The organism is Nonomuraea sp. NPDC005650, from assembly GCF_040605375.1.
In the GTDB taxonomy this organism is placed as follows: Bacteria; Actinomycetota; Actinomycetes; order Streptosporangiales; family Streptosporangiaceae; genus Nonomuraea.
The window spans coordinates 70,436-89,762 of the sequence record NZ_JBEXCR010000015.1; the positions used below are offsets into that span (position 1 = coordinate 70,436).

Sequence of the window (19,327 nt, forward strand, 5' to 3'; positions counted from 1 at the left end):
CACGCCGCCGACCCCGGACACGCCGTACGACGCCGTCGCAATCCCCCGCCCTGACCCACGTCAGAGATGATCGCTTTTAGTGCTCGATCGATTACTATCAGTGGTCATTCCGTTGATCGAGCAACCAGGAGGGGCGGCCGCCCGTGTGGCAGCGTGACTTCGTGCCTCAGGGCAGAGGCGGGAGACGCCGCGCCCTGATGACCCGGGCAGGTGTGGCGATCGCCGATCACGGCCGGCTGGTGACGGCGATCTGGCTGGCCGTGGCCGCGCTGTCGCTGCTCCTGCTCCCGCAGTTGCAGCAGCGGCTGAAGCCGCCCGCGTGGGAGATCGAGGGCTCCCCGTCACAGCGGGCCACGGCCATGCTGGCACGCGAATTCCCCGGCCTGGGCGCCGAGCGGCTGGTGCTGGCGTTCGACTCGCCGTGGTGGGCCGCCTCGGACCCGCGCTACCGCCACACGATCGCCGCCGCGACCAGGGCGCTGGCCGCCCGCCCTGAGATCGGCGCCGTCCAGCGGATGCGGCCCCTGCCCGGCCAGGACCCGCGCCACGCGTACGTGACGGCGGGCGTCTCCGGCGACGAGGCCGGCCGCCGTCAACGGCTGGAGGCCCAGCGGGCCGCCGTGCGCGACGCCGTACGGCAGGCGTCCGCGGGCGTCGTCACGGTCACGCCGGTCAGCACGAGCGCGACGTACGAGGAGCTCAACCGCGCCGGGATCGACGACCTGCGCACGGCCGAGATCGTCACCGTCCCCGCGGCCCTGCTGATCCTCGTGCTCGGCCTGGGCGCGGTGGGCGCCGCCGTCGTCCCGCTGCTCGTGGCCGCGGCGGCGATCCTGGCGAGCCTGGCCGTGCTGGCCGGGCTCGCGGCGCTGGCCGGGATCGACTCGACGGTGGTCACCGTCATCTGCACCCTCTGCCTCGGGCTGGGCCTCGACTACACCCTGCTGATCATGTTGCGTTACCGCCAGGCCCGCGCCGCCGGCGACGACCCCCGGACGGCCGTGGGCGGGGCCATGGCCACCGCGGGCTCGACGGTGGCCTGGTGCGCGGTCGCGATCCTGCTCGCGTGCGCGAGCCTGTTCGTCGTCCCCGCGCCCGTCGTACGGACCATAGCCGTGGCGAGCATGCTCGGCACGGCCGTCACGATGACGGCCGCGCTGACGCTCCTGCCGGCGCTGCTGCCGAAACTGGACCGCCTGCTCGGCTGGGGACGCCTGCCCCGGCGGCGCCAGGCTGGGACGACACCGAGGTGGGTGACTTGGGCACGGCACCTGATGCGCCACCCGTGGCGCTACGTGCTCGGCGTGACCTCCGTCATGCTGCTGGCCTCGGCCCCGCTCGCGGGCCTCCGGCTGGGCATGCACTACGAGAGCTCCTCCATCGCGCACTCCGACCTCGGGCGGGCGCTGGCCCGGATGGAGGGCGACGGGCTGGCGAGCACGACGACGCTCGCCCTGCCGCGCCAGGACGGGGCCGCGCCGGTCGAGACGCGCCCGCTGGTGGCCGCGCTGCGCGCGGACCCGCGCGTGGCGCAGGTCACGGTCATGGACAACGGCCGGAACCTGACCGCGCTGTCGGTCGTCGAACGCCACGCGCCCGACAGCGCCCACTCCGCCGCCCTGCAGCAGCACATGCGCGAGCTCGCCGGCCGGCATCTCCCGCCGGACCAGGAGCTGCTGGCAACGGGGGCGGCGGCGCTGCTCGCCGACCTGACGGAGGAGTTCCGCACGTGCCTGTGGCAGGTGCTCGCGCTGGTGCTGGGCAGCTCGTTCGTGCTGCTCATGCTGATGTTCCGCAGCCTGCTGATCCCGGTCAAGGCCATCTGCATGAACCTGCTGTCGATCGGCGCGGCCTTCGGGCTGCTCACCCTGCTGTTCCAGCACGTGGGCGAGGCGGGGACGGTGGACGTGGCCCTGCCGCTGCTCGCCTTCACCCTGGTGTTCGGGCTGTCGCTCGACTACGAGGTCTTCCTCACCCACCGCATCGCCGAGCACCACCGGGCCACCGGCGACAACACTGAGGCGGTGATCGAAGGCATCCGGCACACCGCCCATCCCATCACGCTGGCCGCCGCCGTCATGGCCACCACATTCTTCGGCCTGCTGCTCACCCATCGGGCGGATCACCAGCAGGCCGGGTTCGCCGTCGGCGCGGCCATCATCCTCGACGCGACGCTCGTCCGCATGGTCCTGGTGCCGGCGCTCATGCGGCTGTTCGGCGAGCGCAACTGGTGGCTGCCCCGGCTGTGGGCGCGGCGCGTGCGTCAGGTGGTGGTCGCGGAATAGACGCGCTTGATGAACGGGCGCTCGAAGAGGTAGTAGAAGGCGTAGATGCCGATCTGGTAGAGCGCCGCGCAGACCAGGCCCTCCAGCGAGCGCGACCACAGGGCGAAGCCGTAGGCGTGCAGGTTGCCGACGCTGTACATCGGGTTGCTCAGGTAGCGATAGGGGCCGGAGACGACGAACTGGCCGGGGGCGGCCGTGCCGCGGAACATGTCGTGGCAGTAGTAGGTGTCCAGCCCCGCCACGTACCCGGCCCAGGTCTTGCACGTGAGTCCGGCCGCCATGAGCGCCGCGCCCGCCAGGTAGCTGGCCCAGACCGGCACGGCCGAGGGCAGGCTGTCACCGAAGGCGTAGACGACGACGGCCTGCGCGAAGCCCTGGTTGCAGAACAGCACGCCGAGACCCGTCTCGTAGATCGGCAGGGCCCGCGCCTCGCCGAAGCGGCCGGCGAGCCGGCGCCGCCCCGGGCCGCCGAGCACCAGGCTCAGCCCGCCGTAGTACAGGATCCAGACCGCGACCGCGTACCAGCAGGCCAGGGAGGGTGTGACGGCAGGCAGGACGACGAGGTAGTACAGCAGGAGCATCCCCGCGAACAGGGCGACGCGCGCCACGCGGTGAGAGCCGTCCAGCCGCAGCCCGGACATGCCGAGGCTGACGACCACGAAACGCCGCACCGCCGAGGCGCGGTGGACTGAGACGAGCATGTGACACCCTTCGATGGATCGTCGGGAACGAGAACGTCAGCGGCGGCGCGCGACGACGAGGCAGTCATCACCGGGCGAGTTGGAGATCGCCCTCCACCGGACCGGCTCGTCGGGGGCCTTGGCGGGGGAGAGGTCGAGCGCGCGGGTGAAGACCCGCAGGAACGCCTTCATCTGCATGATGCCCAGGTGGTCTCCCAGACACGTGTGGGAGCCGCCGCCGAACGGCATCCAGCCGTAACCGCCCGGCCGCCTGCCGAGCCAGCGTTCGGGCCGGAAGGCCGTGGCATCGGGATAGAGGACGGGATCGTGATGCAACGACCGCAGATGAACGATGATCGTGGTGCCCGGCGACAGCACGCGTCCGCCCAGCTCGAACGGGCGCCTCACCCCGCGGCCGAAGAACGCCACGGGAGGCCGCACGCGCAGCGCCTCGTACGCCACCGCCCCGGCGTAGACGTCCGCCGCCGCTTCGTCGCTCTCGTCGGTCAGCCGGCGCAGCGCGTCGGGGTGGCGCACCAGGCGCTCGAACGCCCACGCCAGCCCGGTGGCCGTGGTGGTGCGGGCACCGGCGATGATGCTCATCACCTGGTCACGGACCACCCGATCGGTCAGCCGCGCGCCACGCTCGTCGCGGGCGCGCAGCAGTGCTCCCAGCAGGTCGTCGCCCTCGTCGCCGCGTCGCCGCCGCCGGTCGATCTCGTCGTAGATCAGCCGGTCGCAGGCCGCCTTCGCGCGGTGGTACGACCGCCACAGGGCGAGCCCTCCGACCTGCCGCAGGGTGTAGCGCACGGTGATCTCGTAGGAGTCGGCCCGCCGGAACAGCTCCCGCAGCGGCCCCTGCCAGGCGGGAGCGGGACCCACGGTGATCGCCAGGATGGCCTCCATCAGCGCCAGGTGCAGCAGCGGCCGCAGGGCGAACGGCGTGCCGATGGGGCACTCGTCGACGACCCGCTGGGCGAGCTGCTCCGTCGCGGCGCGCAGGCGCACTGACACCTGCTCGCGGACGGCCGGCGCCATGATCGTACGGAGCCGGCGGTGCTCCGAGCCCTCCAGCCGGGCGAGCCCCTGCGCACCGATGACCGGCTCCTGGACGCGGTTGGCCGCCGAGGAGTCGATGACGTCGGCGGGAGCCCGGCACACGTCCCTGACCAGGCCCGGATCGGCCAGCATGACGGCCTTGCCGACACCGGGGATCCAGAGGCCGAACATGCCTCCGGTGCGGCCGAACATCCGGTCGAAGACCCGATCGTCCGCGATCAGGGCAGCGAGCATGACACCGCTGCCGATCCACGGCTCCCACACCGGAACCGCTGCTCGATGGGGCACTGGCCCTCCATGACAGTCGTGGCTCGACGGGGGATCAGCGGCGCACGCCGCCCGGAACGGCATCGGCGGAGGCGGGCGAACCCAGGCCCAGCCGGTCGGAGGCGGCGGCCACGGCCTCCAGGATCCGATCCACCTGAGCGTCGGTATGGGCGGCGGTCACGCTCAGCCGCAGCACCGACCTCCCACCGGGGACGCTCGGCGGGAGCATGGCATTGGCCAGCACCCCCTGGTCGAACAGGTCCTTCCACAGGCGGCAGCACAACACGGCGTCGCCGACCTCCAGCGGAACGGTCGGGGTCGCCGCGGCGGACAAGGGAAACCCGAGCGCGGCCAGCCCGGAGCGCAGGCGCCGGGCCGCGGCCATGACCCGCAGCCGGCGTTCCGGCTCGGCGCGGATGACGTCGAGCGCGGCCAGCGCCGCCGCGGTGCACGACGGCGGCAGGGACGCGGAGAACATCGCCGCCCGGGCGCGATGGCGCAGGTAGTCGATGACCTGCGCCGGCCCCGCCACCGCGCCGCCGACGGTGCCGAAGCACTTGGAGAACGTCAGGGTCTGCACGTCGATCGCCGACTGCCGGCCGAGTAGCTCGGCGGCGCCCCGGCCGCCCGCGCCGAGCAGCCCCACGTCGTGCGCGCTGTCCAGGACGACGCGGGCGCCGTGCCGGATCGCGAGGTCGGAGATGCCGGGCAGGTCGCCCAGGTCCCCGGTGACCGAGAACATGCCCTCGGTGAGGATCAGCAGGCCGTCGGCGGGATCGGCGGCCGCCAGGAGCTCGGCGAGATGCGCCATGTCGTTGTGCCGGTAACGCTGGAGCCGGGCCTGTCCCAGCCGGATGGCCTCGATGAGGGAGGCGTGGACGTGCCGGTCGGCGAGCACCACGTCGCCGCCTCCGAACAGCGGGCTGAGCGCCAGGTTGGCCTGATAGCCGGTGGAGACCACCATCGCCGCCTCGTGCCCGAGGAAGTCCGCGAGCTCGCCTTCCAGCCTCCGGTGCGACTCCAGGGTGCCGTTGAGGACGCGGGAGCCGGAATTGCCGGTGCCCAGGCGCCGCAGGGCCTCGGCGCCGGCCGCCTTCAGGCGGGGATCGTCCGACAGGGCGAGGTAGTCGTTGGAGCCGGCCATGAGCACGCGCCGGCCGTCGATGATCACCTCACCGTCGCCCAGGCGCTCGTGAACCGGCTGGTAGAAGGGATAGATCCCCTCTGCCAGCAGCACCAGCACCTCCTGGGGCGGCCGGCATTTGGCGAAGGCGTCGGTCATGGAGAGTCTCCCGGTGAGCGTGTCCCCGCTCGTCGTCCATCAAGACTAGTAACTTATAGTAATTGAACCTCTCCGCAGAGTAATAATTGCTCGATGCGCCACTGACCGACGAGGAGCACGCATGAGTGACGAGGAAGTCTTCCAGGAGCTGCGTTCGATCTGCGCGAAGATCCTCACGGTCGATCCCGCGCGCCTCTCACGGGACGTGGACCTGCGGGAGGAGCTGGAGGCCGACAGCCTCGACATGGCCGAGATCGCCGCGGCCATGGAGGACCGCTTCAAGCTCACCGTCGACCTCGACACCGCCCAGCAGGCGCGCACGCTCGCCGACGTGGTCGCGCTCCTCCAGGCCGCCGGCGCATGACCGGCTCACGCGTCCGGGTGGCCGTGACCGGCCTGGGCGTCCGCACACCCGCCGGCAACCAGATCAAGGAGTTCTGGGAGACGGTGGTGGCGGGCCGCTCCTGCGCCCGTACGATCACCGCCCCGGGCTTCGGCGGGCTGCCCGTCGACTTCGCCTGCCAGGTCTCCGACCTGTCCACGTCCGCGTACGTGACGCCCAAGCAGGAGCGCCGGATGGACCGCGCCACGCTGCTGGCCGTGTGCGCCGCCGCCGACGCGGTCTCCGACGCCGGCCCGGCGCACGTCCCGCCCGAACGCCGCGCCGTCGTGACCGGGACCGGGCTGGCCGGCAACGAGACCGGCGAGGCCACGCTGCTGGGCCACGACGGCCGCGGCGATCCCAGCGCTCTGTACGTGCCGAAGGTGATGCACAACGCCGCCGCGGCGTTCATCAGCATGCGCCATCGCCTGCTGGGCCCCAGCCTGACGATCTCCACGGCCTGCGCCTCCGGCGGTCATGCCGTCGGAGAGGGGCTGCGCCTGCTCCGCGAGGGCTCCGCCGACATGGTGCTGGCCGGTGGCGCCGAGGCGTGCGTGTCGCCGACCATCCTGCTCGCCTTCCACCGCTGCGGCGCCCTGTCGCAGCGTAAGGCCGAGCCGGAACGCGCCTCGCGGCCGTTCGACACCGACCGCGACGGCTTCGTGCTGGCCGAGGGCGCCGCCTTCGTCGTGCTGGAACGACTGGAGGACGCGGCGCGGCGCGGCGCCCGCGTGTACGCGGAGCTGGCCGGATACGGCCGCACCTCCGACGCGTACCATCTGACGATGCCCGACCCCGACGGGGACGGCGCCGAGCGCTGCATCCGGCAGGCCCTGGCCGACGCCCGCGGTTCGGCGGGGGACGTCGTGCACGTCAACGCGCACGGCAGCGGCACCCCGCTCAACGACGCCACCGAGGCCAAGGTGATCGCCCGGCTGTTCGGGCCCGGCGGGGTGCCGGTGACCTCGACCAAGAGCGTCCTCGGCCACGCCATCGGCGCCGCCGGGGCCATCGAGGCCGTCGTGAGCGTGCTGACGCTGCACGAGCGCCTGGTGCCGCCCACGATCAACCTCGACTCGCAAGATCCCTCGTGCGAGATCGACGTGCCGCGCGAGCCGCGGCCGCTCGTCCCCGGCGCCGTGGTGTCGAACTCGTTCGCCTTCGGAGGGCACAATGCCAGCCTCGTCTTCACCCCGGCTCCTTCCTGACGACGTGAACGGCACGACGGTGACGGAGCCGGTGCGCACCCGCCGCCGGCTGCGGCAGTTCGTCGAGCTGCCCTACCGGCTGCACGGGCGCGAGGCCGCCTTCGTGCCGCCGCTGCGCGAGGACTGCCGGCGGCTGCTCGACCGGCGCCGCAACCCCTTCTTCGCCTACGGTGACGTCGAGTTGTTCACGGTCGCCGCGGCGGGGCGGGTGGTGGGCCGGATCGCCGCCGTGCACAATCCCCGCCACAACGCCGCCCATCAGACCCGTGACGGCTTCTTCGGCCAGTTCGAGTGCGTCGACGACCAGGCGGTCGCCGGGGCGCTGCTGGACGCCGCCGCGCGGTGGGCGGGCGATCGCGGCCTGACCACCCTGCTCGGCCCGGTGAACTTCACCATGAACGACGAGTGCGGCCTGCTGGTGGACGGTTTCGACACCCCGCCGAGCGTGATGATGCCCTACAACCCGCCCTACTACCGGGAGCTGCTGGAGGGCTGCGGCCTGAACAAGGCCAAGGATTTGTGGGCGTGGCATCGCGGCTCCCATCCGCTCGACGATCGGCTCCGCCGCCTGGCCGAGCACGTCCAGCGGCGTCACCGGCTCTCCGTGCGCCCGTTGGACCTGGGCGACTTCGCCGCCGAACTGGGCCGGATCAGGGGTGTCTACAACGAGGTGTGGGAGCACAACTGGGGCTTCACCCCGATGACCGACGCGGAGTTCACCGCCCTGGGGGGCCGATTGCGCCAGGTCATCGATCCGAGTCTCGTCCTGCTCGCCGAGGTCGACGGGAAGGCGGTCGGGGTCGCCGTGGTGCTGCCTGACGTCAACCAGGCGCTGCCGGCCGCCCGCGGGCGGCTGACCCGCTGCGGGCTGCCGATCGGGTTGGCCCGCCTGGCGTGGGCGGCCCGCCGCATCGACCGTACCCGTGCGGTGCTGTTCGGCGTCGTGGAACGGCTGCGCGGACAGGGTGTCGAAGCCCTGCTCTACGCCCGCGCCTTCGAGGCGCTGCGGGCACGCGGGCCCATCGACTGCGAGCTGGGCTGGACGCTGGAGGACAACCGGGCCGTCAACCGGTATCTGATGGCCGACGGCTGCGTGCGGTCCAAGACGTACCGCATCTACCGGCGCGAGCTGTGACCCGCTACCTGCTGACCGGCGCGACCGGCTTCGTCGGCGGCCACCTGACCCGTGCGATCCTGGCCCGCGGTGACGCGGTCACGGCGCTGGCCCGCCCTTCGCCGCGTGCCCTGGCACTGCGCGAGCTGGGCGTGGACGTCGTCGAGGGCGACCTGGTGAGCGGCGACGGCGTCCACGAGGCGCTGCGCGGCGCCGACCGGGTGATCCATCTGGCCGCCGCGGTCAGGGCGCGCACCGCCGCGGAGTTCTGGGCGGCCAACCGGGACGGCACCGCGAACCTCGTCCGGGCCATGGCCGCCCTGCCCCGCCCTCCGCGGCTGGTGGTGTGCTCCTCGCTGGCCGCGGCCGGCCCCTCGCCCCTGTCGCTGTACGGCCGCAGCAAGCGCGCGGGGGAGGACGTGGTGCGCGAGCACGCCCATCGGGTCGAGGCGGTCGTGCTGCGTCCCTGCATCGTCTACGGCCCGGGCGAGCCCGCCCTGGTGCCCGCGCTCCTGCCCCTGATCCGGCTCGGCCTGGTGCCCAAGGCCGGATTCGGCCCTCGCCGGTACGGCCTGATCTACGTCGACGACCTGTGCGCGGCCCTGCTCGCCGCCGCCGAACGCGGCCGGACCCTGAGCCCGGCCGATCCCGTCGCCGGTGTCTACCCCCTGAGCGACGGCATCGGCCACCACTGGCGCGACATCTGCGCCGCCGTCGCCGAGGCCGCGGGCCGCCGCGCCCCCGCCGTCCTACCCGTCCCCGTGTCCCTCCTGGCCGCCGTCGCCGCGCTCGCCGAGGCCGCCGGGCGCCTGCGCAGGGGAGCGGTGCCCGCTCTCAACCTGGACAAGGTACGGGAGATGCGCCGCGCCGACTGGACCTGTGTCCCCGACGACGCCGTACGCGACCTCGGCCTCGCGCCCGCCACGCCGCTCCGTGACGGCCTCAAGGCCACGATTGACGGCATGAGCGGCCAGGGCCACCAGGAATCCGGCCAGCGCGTCTGAGACGTAGTGATACCAGTCGTACACCACGGCGATCGTCAATCCGATCGTCAGCGTCCACAGGACGCGCCGGGCGAGCGTGGAGACGTGCCGCCGCAGGGTCAGCAGGGTGATCCAGGCGCCGGCCACGTGAGGAGAGGGGAAACACGTGCCGGGCGGGTCGAACGCGGCCATGATCGCGTTCTGCAGGTCCGTGATCAGGTATCCCTCGGGGCGGCCGGACAGGAACTCCGCCGGCAACGACACCGCCGGCCCGGCCAGCGGGACGAACATGAAGCCCAGGTAGCACGTCAGCAGTGCCAGCAGCGCGCCGAACAGATAGCGCTCGGCGAGCAGCTCGCGCCCGCGGGCGTACAGGAACAGGGGAATGAGGAAGCCGCCATAAAAGGAGAAATAGCAGAATGTCAGAATCTCGGTGAGCAGCGGGGAGTGGATCGCACCGAGAGAGACATTGGGATGGGCGCCGAAGAATGACTTCTCCCACCCGTTGAGGGTTTCGTCGACGTATCGTCCATGAATGAAGAGCACCGTCTGGGCGGCGGCGGAGTACATGAAGGGAAGCGTGAGCAGCGGACCGGCGAACCGCAGCGCCGGCAGGTGGAACCTGTCGCTGAGACGGGACTCGCCCCAGGCCAGAGCCAGGATCAGGGCACCGAGAAGGCAGCACCCCGCGATCATCTCCGGCCGATCGCCCCGCCCGATGAAAAGAATCCCGGTAATTCCGAAATAACCTAGGACGAGTATCTCGACCGGTCGCAGTCTCGGCATTCTCGTACGCCCCCCAGCAGTAACATGAACGGCCGTGGACAGTAGTACTTCAGGTGCGGCGGCTTGTCCAACTGGGGCGGTGCCGCTGACTTTCGGCGACCATTACCTGTTGTGTCTGGGTGGGATCGCGAAAGATGATTCGCGCCTTCACATGGCGCTCGGCGCGCACCTGCCGGGCCCGCCGCCCGCGCCGGAGGACCTGCACAGGCTCATCGCGGACAAGGTGCGGCAGGCGCCCGTCCTGCGCTACCGCCTGACGGGCTCGGGGCGGCGGGCGTGCTGGGCTCCCGACCCTCGCTTCGACCCCGCCCGGCACGTCGAACACCACCGCCTGCGGTCAGGGCAGGACCTCCACCAGGCGGTCGCCGACGTCCTGGGCGGCCGGCCGTTGTCCCGCGAGCGGCCGCTGTGGAGGCTCGCGGTGCTGCACGGCCATGCCGCCGGCGAGCACGTCCTCCTCTACTACGTCCATCACGCCTTCCAGGACGCTCTGGGGCTCCTCAGCGTCGTCCGCGCCCTGAGCGGCGACGAGACGCTGCCGCTCCCGGCACCCGCGCCCCGCGCGGAGATCTCGATGGCCTCGACGATCCGCAGGGCGCTGCCCGACCTGCTGCGGATGGCCGGCGCACCGCCGCGCTGGCACCCCACGCGGACGGCGAGCGGCACGAACCGCCGGCTGCTCGTCGTCCCCCTCGACATGCAGGCGCTGCACGACATCGCCCGCCGCACGGACGCCACCATCACGCAGATCGGCCTGGCCCTCGTGGCCGGCGCCCTGCGCGCCTGGCGGCCAGAGCTGCGGAGGTCCTCCGTGCGGCGGCGCGGAGCGATCGCGATCAACCTGGCGGTCAGCCTGCGCGGCCGGCGCGATCACGCGGCGCTGGGCAACCGCGTGTGCTTCCTGCCCATCACCCTGCCCTGCGCGGAGCCCTCTCCGCGCGAACGACTGCGGCTGATAGCGGAGCAGAGCACTCTCGCGAAGATCGTCCACCAGCGCCGGACCGCACATGGGCTCTACGAGATCCCGGCTGCGGTGGCCCGGCCGATGTTCAGGATCGTCCTGCCCCTGGCCACCCGGGGCCAGCCCAACCGGCTCGACGTCGGCGTGATCCAGGCCTCCCGGGTGTTCCCCGGCGCCCTGGGCCTGTTCGTCTGTCCTCCGCTGGCCCCGGGGGTCGCCGGGATGCTGACGGTCCTGCACTCCGGCGACACCGCGTCGATCTCGGGCGTCTTCGACACCCACGTGGCCCGCCCGGAGCAGCTGCTCGACCTGGTGCGCGCGGCCGTCGAGGAACTGCGCGCCGATGTCGTCGCCGATCCCGAGGGCCCATGAGGCGGGTGCGCCGCCGCCCGGCTCAGCGGAAGTTGCGCATGGTCGCGGTGAACAGGTCGCCGCGCAGGGCCTGCTCGACGACGGCGACGGCGCGTGCCAGCCGGACCAGCCGCGGCCCCTCCTCGCGATATACGTCGAGCACCGCCTCGACCGCATGAGGAGGCAGCTGGCCTTTGAGATCCACCGCGGCGCTCCGGTAGCCCGCCCTGGCGGCTTCGACCTCCGCGTTCACGTGGTGAACGGCCATCCTGGCCAGGGCGATCGGATGGCGCCGCAAGATCTCGTAGGCGCGGTAGTCGGGGGGCACGGCGTCGAGCAGCCAGGTCACGGCCGAGGTCTCCCAGTCAGGGACGCTGGGTGGCCTGACCTCGGGTGGCCACTCCGGCGGAAGGTACATGCCGCCATCGTACTCATGTTCGACTGGATGTCTTCGGAAGGACCCACCTCAAGTACCGGATCGCCCGGATATGGCGGGGACGGCCGGATAGCCGGAAAATCGTCATGTGACGGAGAAGATCGGAGTCGTGGGAGCGGGCATAGTCGGCCTGGCCGTGGCGCGGGAACTGGCGCGGGCCAGGGGCGCCGAGGTGACCGTGCTGGAGAAGGAGTCGCATGTCGGCGCCCACCAGACCGGCCACAACAGCGGCGTCGTCCACGCGGGCATCTATTACCCGCCGGGCTCGCTCAAGGCCAGGCTGTGCCGCGAGGGCGTGGCGCTGCTCAAGGAGTACTGCACCGCGAACGCGCTGCCGTACGACGAGGTCGGCAAGCTGGTCGTGGCGAGCACCCGGGCGGAGCGGCCGCTGCTGAGCGCGCTGGCCGAGCGGGCGCGCGCCAACGGCGTGCCCGGCATCGCCGAGCTCGACGGGCTGGCGCTGCGCGAGATCGAGCCGCACGCGGTCGGCGTCGGCGCGATCCACTCGCCGCACACCGCGATCTGCGACTTTCCCGCCGTCGCCCGCCGCCTCGCGCTCGACGTGGAGGAGACGGGCGGGTCCGTACGGCTCTCGCATCCGGTCAGGGCGATCAGGGAGCGGTCCGGGGGCGTGGAGGTCATCGCGGCCAAGCGGAAGTTCACCTTCGACCGGCTGGTGGTCTGCGGCGGCCTGGGCACCGACACGGTGGCCGGGCTGGCGGGGCATCCGGGGGACGTTCGGATCGTCCCGTTCAGAGGGGAGTTCTATGCGCTCCAGGGCGAGGCCAAGGACCTCGTCCGCGGGCTGATCTATCCGGTGCCGGATCCGCGCTATCCGTTCCTGGGGGTGCATCTGACGCGCCAGACGGACGGCGGGGTGCTCGTGGGGCCGAACGCGGTGCTCGCCCTGGCCTACGAAGGCTACACCTGGCGAAATATCCGAAATTTCGGTCAAATCCTTGGCTGGCCGGGGACGCTGCGCATGGCCAGAACCCACTGGCGCACGGGGATCAAGGAAGTCTACGGATCCCTCGTCAAAGGCGCGTTCCTCCGGGCCGCCCGCCGCTACGTCCCCGCGCTCACCGCCGCCGACCTCGTACGGGCTCCCGGCGGCGTACGCGCCCAGGCGGTCTCCAGGGACGGCCGCCTGGTCGACGACTTCGTGGTGGACGTGCACGGCAACATCGTCCTGGTACGCAACGCGCCCTCGCCCGCCGCCACCTCCAGCCTGGCAATTGCCCGGCACATTGCCGGAATTGTCCCAGCACTCGTCCGATGAGGGCATCCTTGAACGTGATGGAATCACGCCTGCTGATAGTCGAGGACGACCCCAACATCCTCGAACTCCTCGCCGCGAGCCTGAGGTTCGCGGGTTTCGACGTGACCACCGCGAAGAGCGGCCACGACGCCGTCGCCGCCGTGCAACGGCACCGGCCCGACCTCGTCGTGCTCGACGTCATGCTGCCCGACCTGGATGGATTCGAGATCGTCCGGCGGCTGCGCGGCGGCGGGCTGCACACGCCCGTGGTGTTCCTGACCGCCCGTGACGAGACCGAGGACAAGATCCGCGGGCTCACGATCGGTGGCGACGACTACGTGACCAAGCCGTTCAGCCTGGAGGAGGTGGTCGCCAGGATCCACGCGGTCCTTCGCCGTACGAACGGCGACCTCCCCGCGGCCCCGCCGCGGCTGACGTTCGCCGACATCGAGCTGGACGAGGAGAGCCACGAGGTGTGGCGCGGGGGCAACGCGGTGGCGCTGTCGCCGACCGAGTTCAAGCTGCTGCGCTACTTCATGACGAACGCCGGCCGGGTCCTGTCCAAGCCGCAGATCCTCGACCACGTGTGGGACTACGACTTCAGGGGCGAGGTGGGCATCGTCGAGTCGTACGTGTCCGTGCTCCGCCGGAAGATCGACAACCGCAGCCCCCGGCTCATCCACACCCTGCGCGGTGTCGGATACGTCCTACGCCTGCCACCGAGCCCCTGATGCGCGGCCTGCCGCTCCGGATCAAGCTCATCGCGTCGATGCTGGCCCTGCTGGGGTTCGGCATGACCTTCATCGGCCTGGTGAGCGTCTCGGTGCTGCACGGCTACCTCATCGACCGCGTGGACAGCCAGCTCAGCCTGCTCAACGCCCGCATGCACAAGAAGGTCGTGAGCGACTGGAAGAAGGACCGGGACACCTCGGAGCGGCCGATCATCATCGAGTCCGACGCGGTCGTCCTGGTCAAGGAGCCGGGCGGCAAGTTCGTGCCGATGCTCACCGACCGTGACGTGGACATGAAGCCGATGCCGGTGCTGTCGCCATCGCCGGGCCCGGACCCGTACACGACGCCGGCGCTCAGCGGGGACGGCGAGTGGCGGGTGCTGGAGCGCGTGGTCCAGCGGCAGACGCTCGTGGTCGCGGTGGACCTGGAGGAGGTCGACGCGATCACCCGGCGGCTCGTGCTCATCGAGCTGCTGGGCGGCGGCGGCATCCTGCTCCTCCTGACCGTCGCGGGCATCACGATCGTGCGGCGGAGCATGCGCCCGCTGGGCCAGATCGAGCGCACGGCCGAGGCCATCGCCGGTGGCGAGCTGGGCCGCCGGGTGCCGGACGCCGACCCGCGTACCGAGGTCGGGAGCCTGGCCAATTCGCTGAACGGGATGCTCGCCCAGATCGAGAGCGCCTTCGCGGCGCGCTCGGCGTCGGAGGCGGCGGCCCGCCGCTCCGAGGACCGCATGCGCCAGTTCGTCGGCGACGCCTCCCACGAGCTGCGCACCCCGCTGACCTCCATCCGCGGCTTCGCCGAGTACGCCAGGCAGAACCCCGGCGCCGACCCCGCCGAGCTGATGCAGCGCGTGGAGAAGGCCGCGGGCCGGATGAGCCTGCTGGTGGACGACCTGCTTTTACTGGCCAGGGTGGACCAGCAGCGGCCGCTGAAGATGCGCCCGGTGGACATGCTGGCGCTGGCCGCGGACGCCGTGCAGGACGCCAGGATCCTCGCGCCCGACCGGATCATCAAGCTGGACGTGGTCGGCGGCGCGGCCCTGATCGTCTCGGGCGACGAGGTACGCCTGCGCCAGGTCATCAGCAACCTCGTCACCAACGCGATCATCCACACCGAGCCCGGCTCGCCGATCATCGTGCGCATCGGGGCGGGCTCGGAGACGCTGTTCCTGGAGGTCGTCGACAACGGCCCCGGGCTCACGCCCGAGCAGGTCGAGCACGTCTTCGAACGCTTCTACCGCGCCGACTCCGCCAGGTCGCGCCGCCGTTCGGGCGAGGACCGCGGCAGCGGGCTCGGCCTGGCCATCGTGCAGGCGCTCGTCAAGGCCCACGGCGGCACGGTCACGCTGGACAGCGCGCCGGAGGCCGGCTCCACCTTCCGGGTCGAACTCCCACTCGCCTTGGAGTGAGCCTTCAGCTAACCCTCAGGTCGCTGGGTCACTCTAAGTAGGTGACAAAACCCGAGGCGCTGATCATGGTGGTGGACGACGAGCCCAGCATTCGGGATCTCCTGTCCGCCAGCCTGCGCTTCTCCGGGTTCGAGGTGCTGACCGCCGCCGACGGGCACGAAGCCGTGGAGGTGGCCGACCGGGCCTCGCCCGACCTCGTGGTGCTGGACGTGATGCTGCCCGACCTGGACGGGTTCGAGGTGGCCAAGCGGATCGACGCCCCCGTGCTGTTCCTGACCGCCCGCGGCGACACCGAGGACAAGATCGCGGGGCTCCGCGTGGGCGACGACTACGTGACCAAGCCGTTCAGCCTGGAAGAGGTGCAGGCCAGGATCCGGGCGGTGCTGCGGCGTACGCGCGGGGAGGGCGCGCCGGCGAGCAGGCTCAAGGTGGCCGACCTGGAGCTGGACGAGGACGCCCGCGAGGTGTGGCGGGGCGGCCGGCAGGTGCGGCTGTCGCCGACGGAGTTCAAGCTGCTGCACTACTTCATGGTCAACGCGGGGCGCGTCCTGTCGAAGGCGCAGATCCTCGACCACGTCTGGAACTACGACTTCGGCGGCGACGCCGGTGTCGTCGAGTCGTACGTGTCCTACCTCAGGCGCAAGGTGGACGACGTCGAGCCGCGGCTCATCCACACTCTCCGCAGCGTGGGCTACGTGCTGCGGGAGCCGCCGCCGGGTTAGGACGCGACACCCGCCACCTGCGGTGGACCGCCGAACGCGGATCACCGTAGCGTGGGTGGTATGGATCTGCTGGCCGCGTTGGAGGCGTTGCGCCGGCCGCTGGATCGCGACCTGTTCCCGTTGGCGGTCGGCGAGGCGGCGCAGGATCGGCGTGCCCTGCGCGAGCTGGCCGGGCAGCTCGACGACTACCTGCTGCCCCGGCTGCGCGCGCTCGACGCGCCGCTGCTGGCCGTCGTCGGCGGGTCCACGGGCGCGGGCAAGTCCACGCTGGTCAACTCGCTGGTCGGGGCCGACGTGACCGAGCCGGGCGTGCTGCGGCCCACCACGCTCGTTCCCACGCTGGTGGTCAGCCCCGCCGACCACGCCTGGTTCATGGGCCAGAACGTGCTGCCCGGCCTGTCCCGCGCCACGGGCACCGGTCCCGGCGCGCTGCGGGTGGTCGCCTCCGACGCACTGGGCGCCGGCCTCGCCCTGCTCGACGCGCCCGACATCGACTCGGTGGTGGTCGCGAACCGGGAGCTCGCCGCCCAGTTGCTGGCCGCCGCCGACCTGTGGCTGTTCGTCACGACCGCCGCCCGTTACGCCGACGAGGTGCCGTGGAGCTTCCTGCGCTCCGCCCGCGAACGCAGCACCGCCCTGGCCCTCGTGCTCGACCGGGTGCCCGCCGACGCGGTCGAGCCCGTCTCGCGCGACCTGACCCGACTCCTCGCCGAGAACGGCCTCGACGGCACCCGGCTGTTCACCGTCCCCGAGTCGGCGCTCCCCTCCGAGCGGGCTCGGCTGCCGGAGGAGACGGTACGGCCCATCACCGCCTGGCTCACGGGGCTGGCCGCCGACGCGGCGGAGAGATCCCGCGTCGTACGCCAGACGCTGTCGGGAGCGCTCGACAGCCTGGCCACCCGGGTGCCCGCGCTGGCCGAGGCCGTCGAACGCCAGCGGTCCGCCTTCGACACCCTGCACGCCGTCGTGGCGGGCGCCTACGCGGGCGGCATCGCCGACTTCGACGCGGGCATGCGTGACGGGTCGCTGCTGCGGGGCGAGGTGCTGGCCCGCTGGCAGGACTTCATCGGCACCGGCGACCTCATGCGCACGCTGGAGAGCCGGGTGGGGTGGCTGCGCGACAGGATCGTCGGCTTCTTCACCGGCCGGATGCCGGAGGTCCAGCTCAGGGACGCCCTGGAGAGCGGGGTGGGGGCGCTCATCAGGGGTGCCGCCGACGGGTCCGCCGAGCGCGCCCTGGAAGGCTGGGCGGCCGCGCCCGGCGGTGCCGGCCTGCTGGAGCGGCTCGGCCCCATGGAGTCCGCCCGTCTCGGCCGCGCCTCTCCCGACGTGGGCAAGCGGGCGGAGGCGACGGTGCGGGGGTGGCAGGAGTTCGTCCTGGACCTCGTACGCGAGGAAGGGCGTGAGCGGCGCACGGCCGCCCGCGTGGCCTCGTTCGGGGTGAACGGGGCGGGGCTGCTGCTCATGCTGGGCGTGTTCGCCTCCACGGGAGGGCTGACCGGCATCGAGGTGGGCATCGCGGGCGGCACGAGCCTGCTGTCGCAGAAGCTGCTGGAGGCCGTCTTCGGCGACCAGGCCGTGCGGACGCTGACCGTGCGGGCGCGGGACGACCTGCGGGATCGGGTGCGGCTGCTGCTGGAGGAGGAGTCGTACCGGTTCACGGCCCAGCTGGAGGCCGTGGAACCGCCCACGGGGACGGCCAACGCGCTGCGCGCCGCGGCCGAGCGCATCCAGGCCCACCGCGCGGAGCTCCCGGGCCATCCGGCACCACCAGCCCTGGAGGAGGGGCCGTGAAGCTGCTGCGTCGCAAGGAGGGGCCGTCCCTCGACTCCCGGCTGGCCGCCCTGCTGGAGGCCGCTGCGCTGGCCGAGGGGCGGCTGCCGGAGGAGGCGGTGTCCGGCGCGCGTACGGTCGCCGAACGGACCGGCGTGCGCCGCAGCCTCTCGATCGAGCACACCGTGGCCGCGCTGGCGGGCGCGACGGGCAGCGGCAAGTCCTCCCTCTACAACGCGCTCGCCGGCGCGGACCTGGCGGCGGTGGGCGTCGTCCGGCCCACCACCTCGGCCGCCCAGGCGGCGCTGTGGGACGGAGAGGGCTCGGGCCCCCTGCTGGACTGGCTGGACATCCCCCGGCGCCACCCCGCCGCCCCCGCCTCCGATCTGTCCGGGCTTGTCCTGCTGGACCTTCCCGACCACGACTCCATCCAGGTGTCCCACCGCCTGGAGGTGGACCGGCTGGTGGAGCTGGTGGACCTCCTGGTCTGGGTGGTGGACCCGCAGAAGTACGCCGACGCCGCCCTCCACGACCGCTACCTGCGCCCGCTGGCCGCCCACCGGGCCGTCATGCTGGTCGTGCTCAACCAGGTCGACCGCCTGCCGGAGGCCGCCGTCGACCGCTGCCTCCGAGACCTGCGGCGCCTGCTGGACGAGGACGGCCTGGAAGGCGTACCGGTCCTGGCCGTCTCAGCCCGCACCGGCGCGGGGCTCGCGGAGCTGCGCGCGCTGCTGAACGACCGCGTCGCGGAACGCAGATCCTGGTCCACCCGCCTGGCCGCGGACATCACCACCGCCGCCGCCCGCCTCGGCGCGCCGGAGCAGGCCCCTGGGGGTCAGGTGAGGGATCGGGCGCTCACGGCCGCGCTCTGCGCGGCGGCGGGGGTGCCGCTGGTCGTGGAGGCGGTGGCCAAGGGGCACCGGCACCGCGCCGTCGTCGCCACCGGCTGGCCCGTCACCCGCTGGATCCGCAGGCTCAGGCCCGACCCGCTGCGCAGGTTCCGCATCGGCACCATGGAGCTGCCCGGCGGGTCTTCGGGGCAGCGCCCCGGGGACGAGGTCGTCGGCCGTACCTCCGTCCCGGCGGCCTCGGGCGTGCAGCGGGCCAGGGTCGAGACGGCGATCAGGGACGTCGGCGAGGCGGCGGCGTCGGACCTGCCCGGCCCGTGGGCGGCGGCGGTGCGGCAGGCGGCGCGGTCCCGCTCCGAGGAGCTGGCCGACGCCGTGGACCGGGTGGTGGCCACGACGTCCGCCTTCGCGACGAGACGGCCCAGGTGGTGGCGGGCCGTGAACGTGCTGCAGTGGCTGGTGTTCGCGGCCATGCTGTCCGGCGCCCTGTGGCTGGGCGGGCTGTTCGGGCTGGACTACCTGCGCCTGCCCAGGCCGCCGCTCCCGACCGTGGGCGCGGTGCCGTGGCCGACGGCGCTGCTGGTGGGCGGGGCGCTGGCGGGCGTGCTGATCGCGGCGCTGGCACGGCTGGCCGCCTGGGCGGGCGGCAGGCGAAGGGCCAGGCGCACGGCCAGGGCCCTGCGCACGGCCGTCGGCGGGGTCGGCGACGAGCTCGTCCTGGCCCCCGTACGGGCGGAGCTCGACCAGTACACCCGCTTCACCGACGCGCTCACCCGGGCCCGCGCGTGA

16 protein-coding genes and 1 pseudogene are annotated in these 19,327 nt (G+C 72.6%); 12 read left to right on the forward strand and 5 right to left on the reverse strand.

The features are described from left to right. Window positions 1-197: 197 nt before the first annotated feature. On the forward strand, window positions 198-2,285 hold the full coding sequence (locus ABZS69_RS25845; protein ID WP_355376996.1) for an MMPL family transporter: 2,088 nt from the start codon (window positions 198-200) through the stop codon (window positions 2,283-2,285). On the opposite strand, the gene ABZS69_RS25850 is transcribed toward ABZS69_RS25845, so the two are convergent. The 3 genes from ABZS69_RS25850 to ABZS69_RS25860 are packed head-to-tail and all read right to left on the reverse strand — an operon-like array spanning window position 2,264 to window position 5,573. Next, window positions 2,264-2,986 carry a methyltransferase gene (locus ABZS69_RS25850; RefSeq protein ID WP_355376998.1) on the reverse strand — a complete coding sequence of 241 codons (723 nt, stop codon included), beginning with the start codon at window positions 2,984-2,986 and terminating at the stop codon, window positions 2,264-2,266. The genes ABZS69_RS25845 and ABZS69_RS25850 overlap by 22 nt on opposite strands. Before the next feature lie 36 nt (window positions 2,987-3,022). Further along, window positions 3,023-4,312, reverse strand: coding sequence for a cytochrome P450 (locus tag ABZS69_RS25855; protein ID WP_355376999.1), 1,290 nt, complete (start codon window positions 4,310-4,312; stop codon window positions 3,023-3,025). A 34-nt stretch (window positions 4,313-4,346) separates the two neighbouring features. After that, complete coding sequence (locus tag ABZS69_RS25860) at window positions 4,347-5,573, reverse strand: aminotransferase class I/II-fold pyridoxal phosphate-dependent enzyme (RefSeq protein WP_355377001.1); 1,227 nt, start codon at window positions 5,571-5,573, stop codon at window positions 4,347-4,349. A 121-nt stretch (window positions 5,574-5,694) separates the two neighbouring features. Here ABZS69_RS25860 and ABZS69_RS25865 point away from each other — a divergent pair, with 121 nt between their 5' ends. The 4 genes from ABZS69_RS25865 to ABZS69_RS25880 are packed head-to-tail and all read left to right on the forward strand — an operon-like array spanning window position 5,695 to window position 9,281. Then, on the forward strand, window positions 5,695-5,937 hold the full coding sequence (locus tag ABZS69_RS25865) for a phosphopantetheine-binding protein (RefSeq protein ID WP_355377002.1): 243 nt from the start codon (window positions 5,695-5,697) through the stop codon (window positions 5,935-5,937). Next, on the forward strand, window positions 5,934-7,163 hold the full coding sequence (locus tag ABZS69_RS25870) for a beta-ketoacyl-[acyl-carrier-protein] synthase family protein (protein WP_355377003.1): 1,230 nt from the start codon (window positions 5,934-5,936) through the stop codon (window positions 7,161-7,163). Before ABZS69_RS25865 ends, ABZS69_RS25870 begins: the two co-directional genes overlap by 4 nt. A 4-nt stretch (window positions 7,164-7,167) precedes the next feature. After that, window positions 7,168-8,298 (forward strand): hypothetical protein, encoded by a 1,131-nt coding sequence (locus tag ABZS69_RS25875; RefSeq protein ID WP_355377005.1) that lies wholly within the window; start codon window positions 7,168-7,170, stop codon window positions 8,296-8,298. Further along, on the forward strand, window positions 8,295-9,281 hold the full coding sequence (locus ABZS69_RS25880) for an NAD(P)-dependent oxidoreductase (protein WP_355377007.1): 987 nt from the start codon (window positions 8,295-8,297) through the stop codon (window positions 9,279-9,281). The genes ABZS69_RS25875 and ABZS69_RS25880 overlap by 4 nt, the downstream gene beginning before the upstream one ends. Before the next feature lie 15 nt (window positions 9,282-9,296). On the opposite strand, the pseudogene ABZS69_RS25885 reads toward ABZS69_RS25880, so the two are convergent. Beyond that, window positions 9,297-10,046: pseudogene (locus ABZS69_RS25885) on the reverse strand (phosphatase PAP2 family protein); the annotation flags it as partial. Window positions 10,047-10,197: 151 nt separating this feature from the next. Between ABZS69_RS25885 and ABZS69_RS25890 the strand changes: the two are divergent. Next, window positions 10,198-11,379: a wax ester/triacylglycerol synthase domain-containing protein gene (locus ABZS69_RS25890; RefSeq protein ID WP_355377008.1), complete on the forward strand. Its 1,182-nt coding sequence runs from the start codon at window positions 10,198-10,200 to the stop codon at window positions 11,377-11,379. Between the two features lie 22 nt (window positions 11,380-11,401). On the opposite strand, the gene ABZS69_RS25895 is transcribed toward ABZS69_RS25890, so the two are convergent. Beyond that, the gene (locus tag ABZS69_RS25895; protein ID WP_355377009.1) at window positions 11,402-11,776 is read right to left on the reverse strand and encodes a hypothetical protein; all 375 of its coding nucleotides are present in this window, start codon (window positions 11,774-11,776) and stop codon (window positions 11,402-11,404) included. 106 nt (window positions 11,777-11,882) lie between these two features. Here ABZS69_RS25895 and lhgO point away from each other — a divergent pair, with 106 nt between their 5' ends. The 6 genes from lhgO (at window position 11,883) to ABZS69_RS25925 (ending at window position 19,327) form a co-directional block, all read left to right on the forward strand. Further along, window positions 11,883-13,073 (forward strand): L-2-hydroxyglutarate oxidase, encoded by a 1,191-nt coding sequence (gene lhgO / locus ABZS69_RS25900; protein WP_355377011.1) that lies wholly within the window; start codon window positions 11,883-11,885, stop codon window positions 13,071-13,073. Between the two features lie 17 nt (window positions 13,074-13,090). Beyond that, on the forward strand, window positions 13,091-13,783 hold the full coding sequence (locus ABZS69_RS25905) for a response regulator transcription factor (RefSeq protein ID WP_225963761.1): 693 nt from the start codon (window positions 13,091-13,093) through the stop codon (window positions 13,781-13,783). Next, entirely contained in the window at window positions 13,783-15,195 is a 1,413-nt protein-coding gene (locus ABZS69_RS25910; RefSeq protein WP_355377013.1) for a HAMP domain-containing sensor histidine kinase, read from the forward strand. The genes ABZS69_RS25905 and ABZS69_RS25910 overlap by 1 nt, the downstream gene beginning before the upstream one ends. A 65-nt stretch (window positions 15,196-15,260) precedes the next feature. Beyond that, entirely contained in the window at window positions 15,261-15,917 is a 657-nt protein-coding gene (locus tag ABZS69_RS25915; RefSeq protein WP_355377331.1) for a response regulator transcription factor, read from the forward strand. 60 nt (window positions 15,918-15,977) lie between these two features. After that, window positions 15,978-17,711 (forward strand): ABC transporter, encoded by a 1,734-nt coding sequence (locus tag ABZS69_RS25920; RefSeq protein WP_355377014.1) that lies wholly within the window; start codon window positions 15,978-15,980, stop codon window positions 17,709-17,711. Next, complete coding sequence (locus tag ABZS69_RS25925; RefSeq protein ID WP_355377016.1) at window positions 17,708-19,327, forward strand: YfjP family GTPase; 1,620 nt, start codon at window positions 17,708-17,710, stop codon at window positions 19,325-19,327. The genes ABZS69_RS25920 and ABZS69_RS25925 overlap by 4 nt, the downstream gene beginning before the upstream one ends.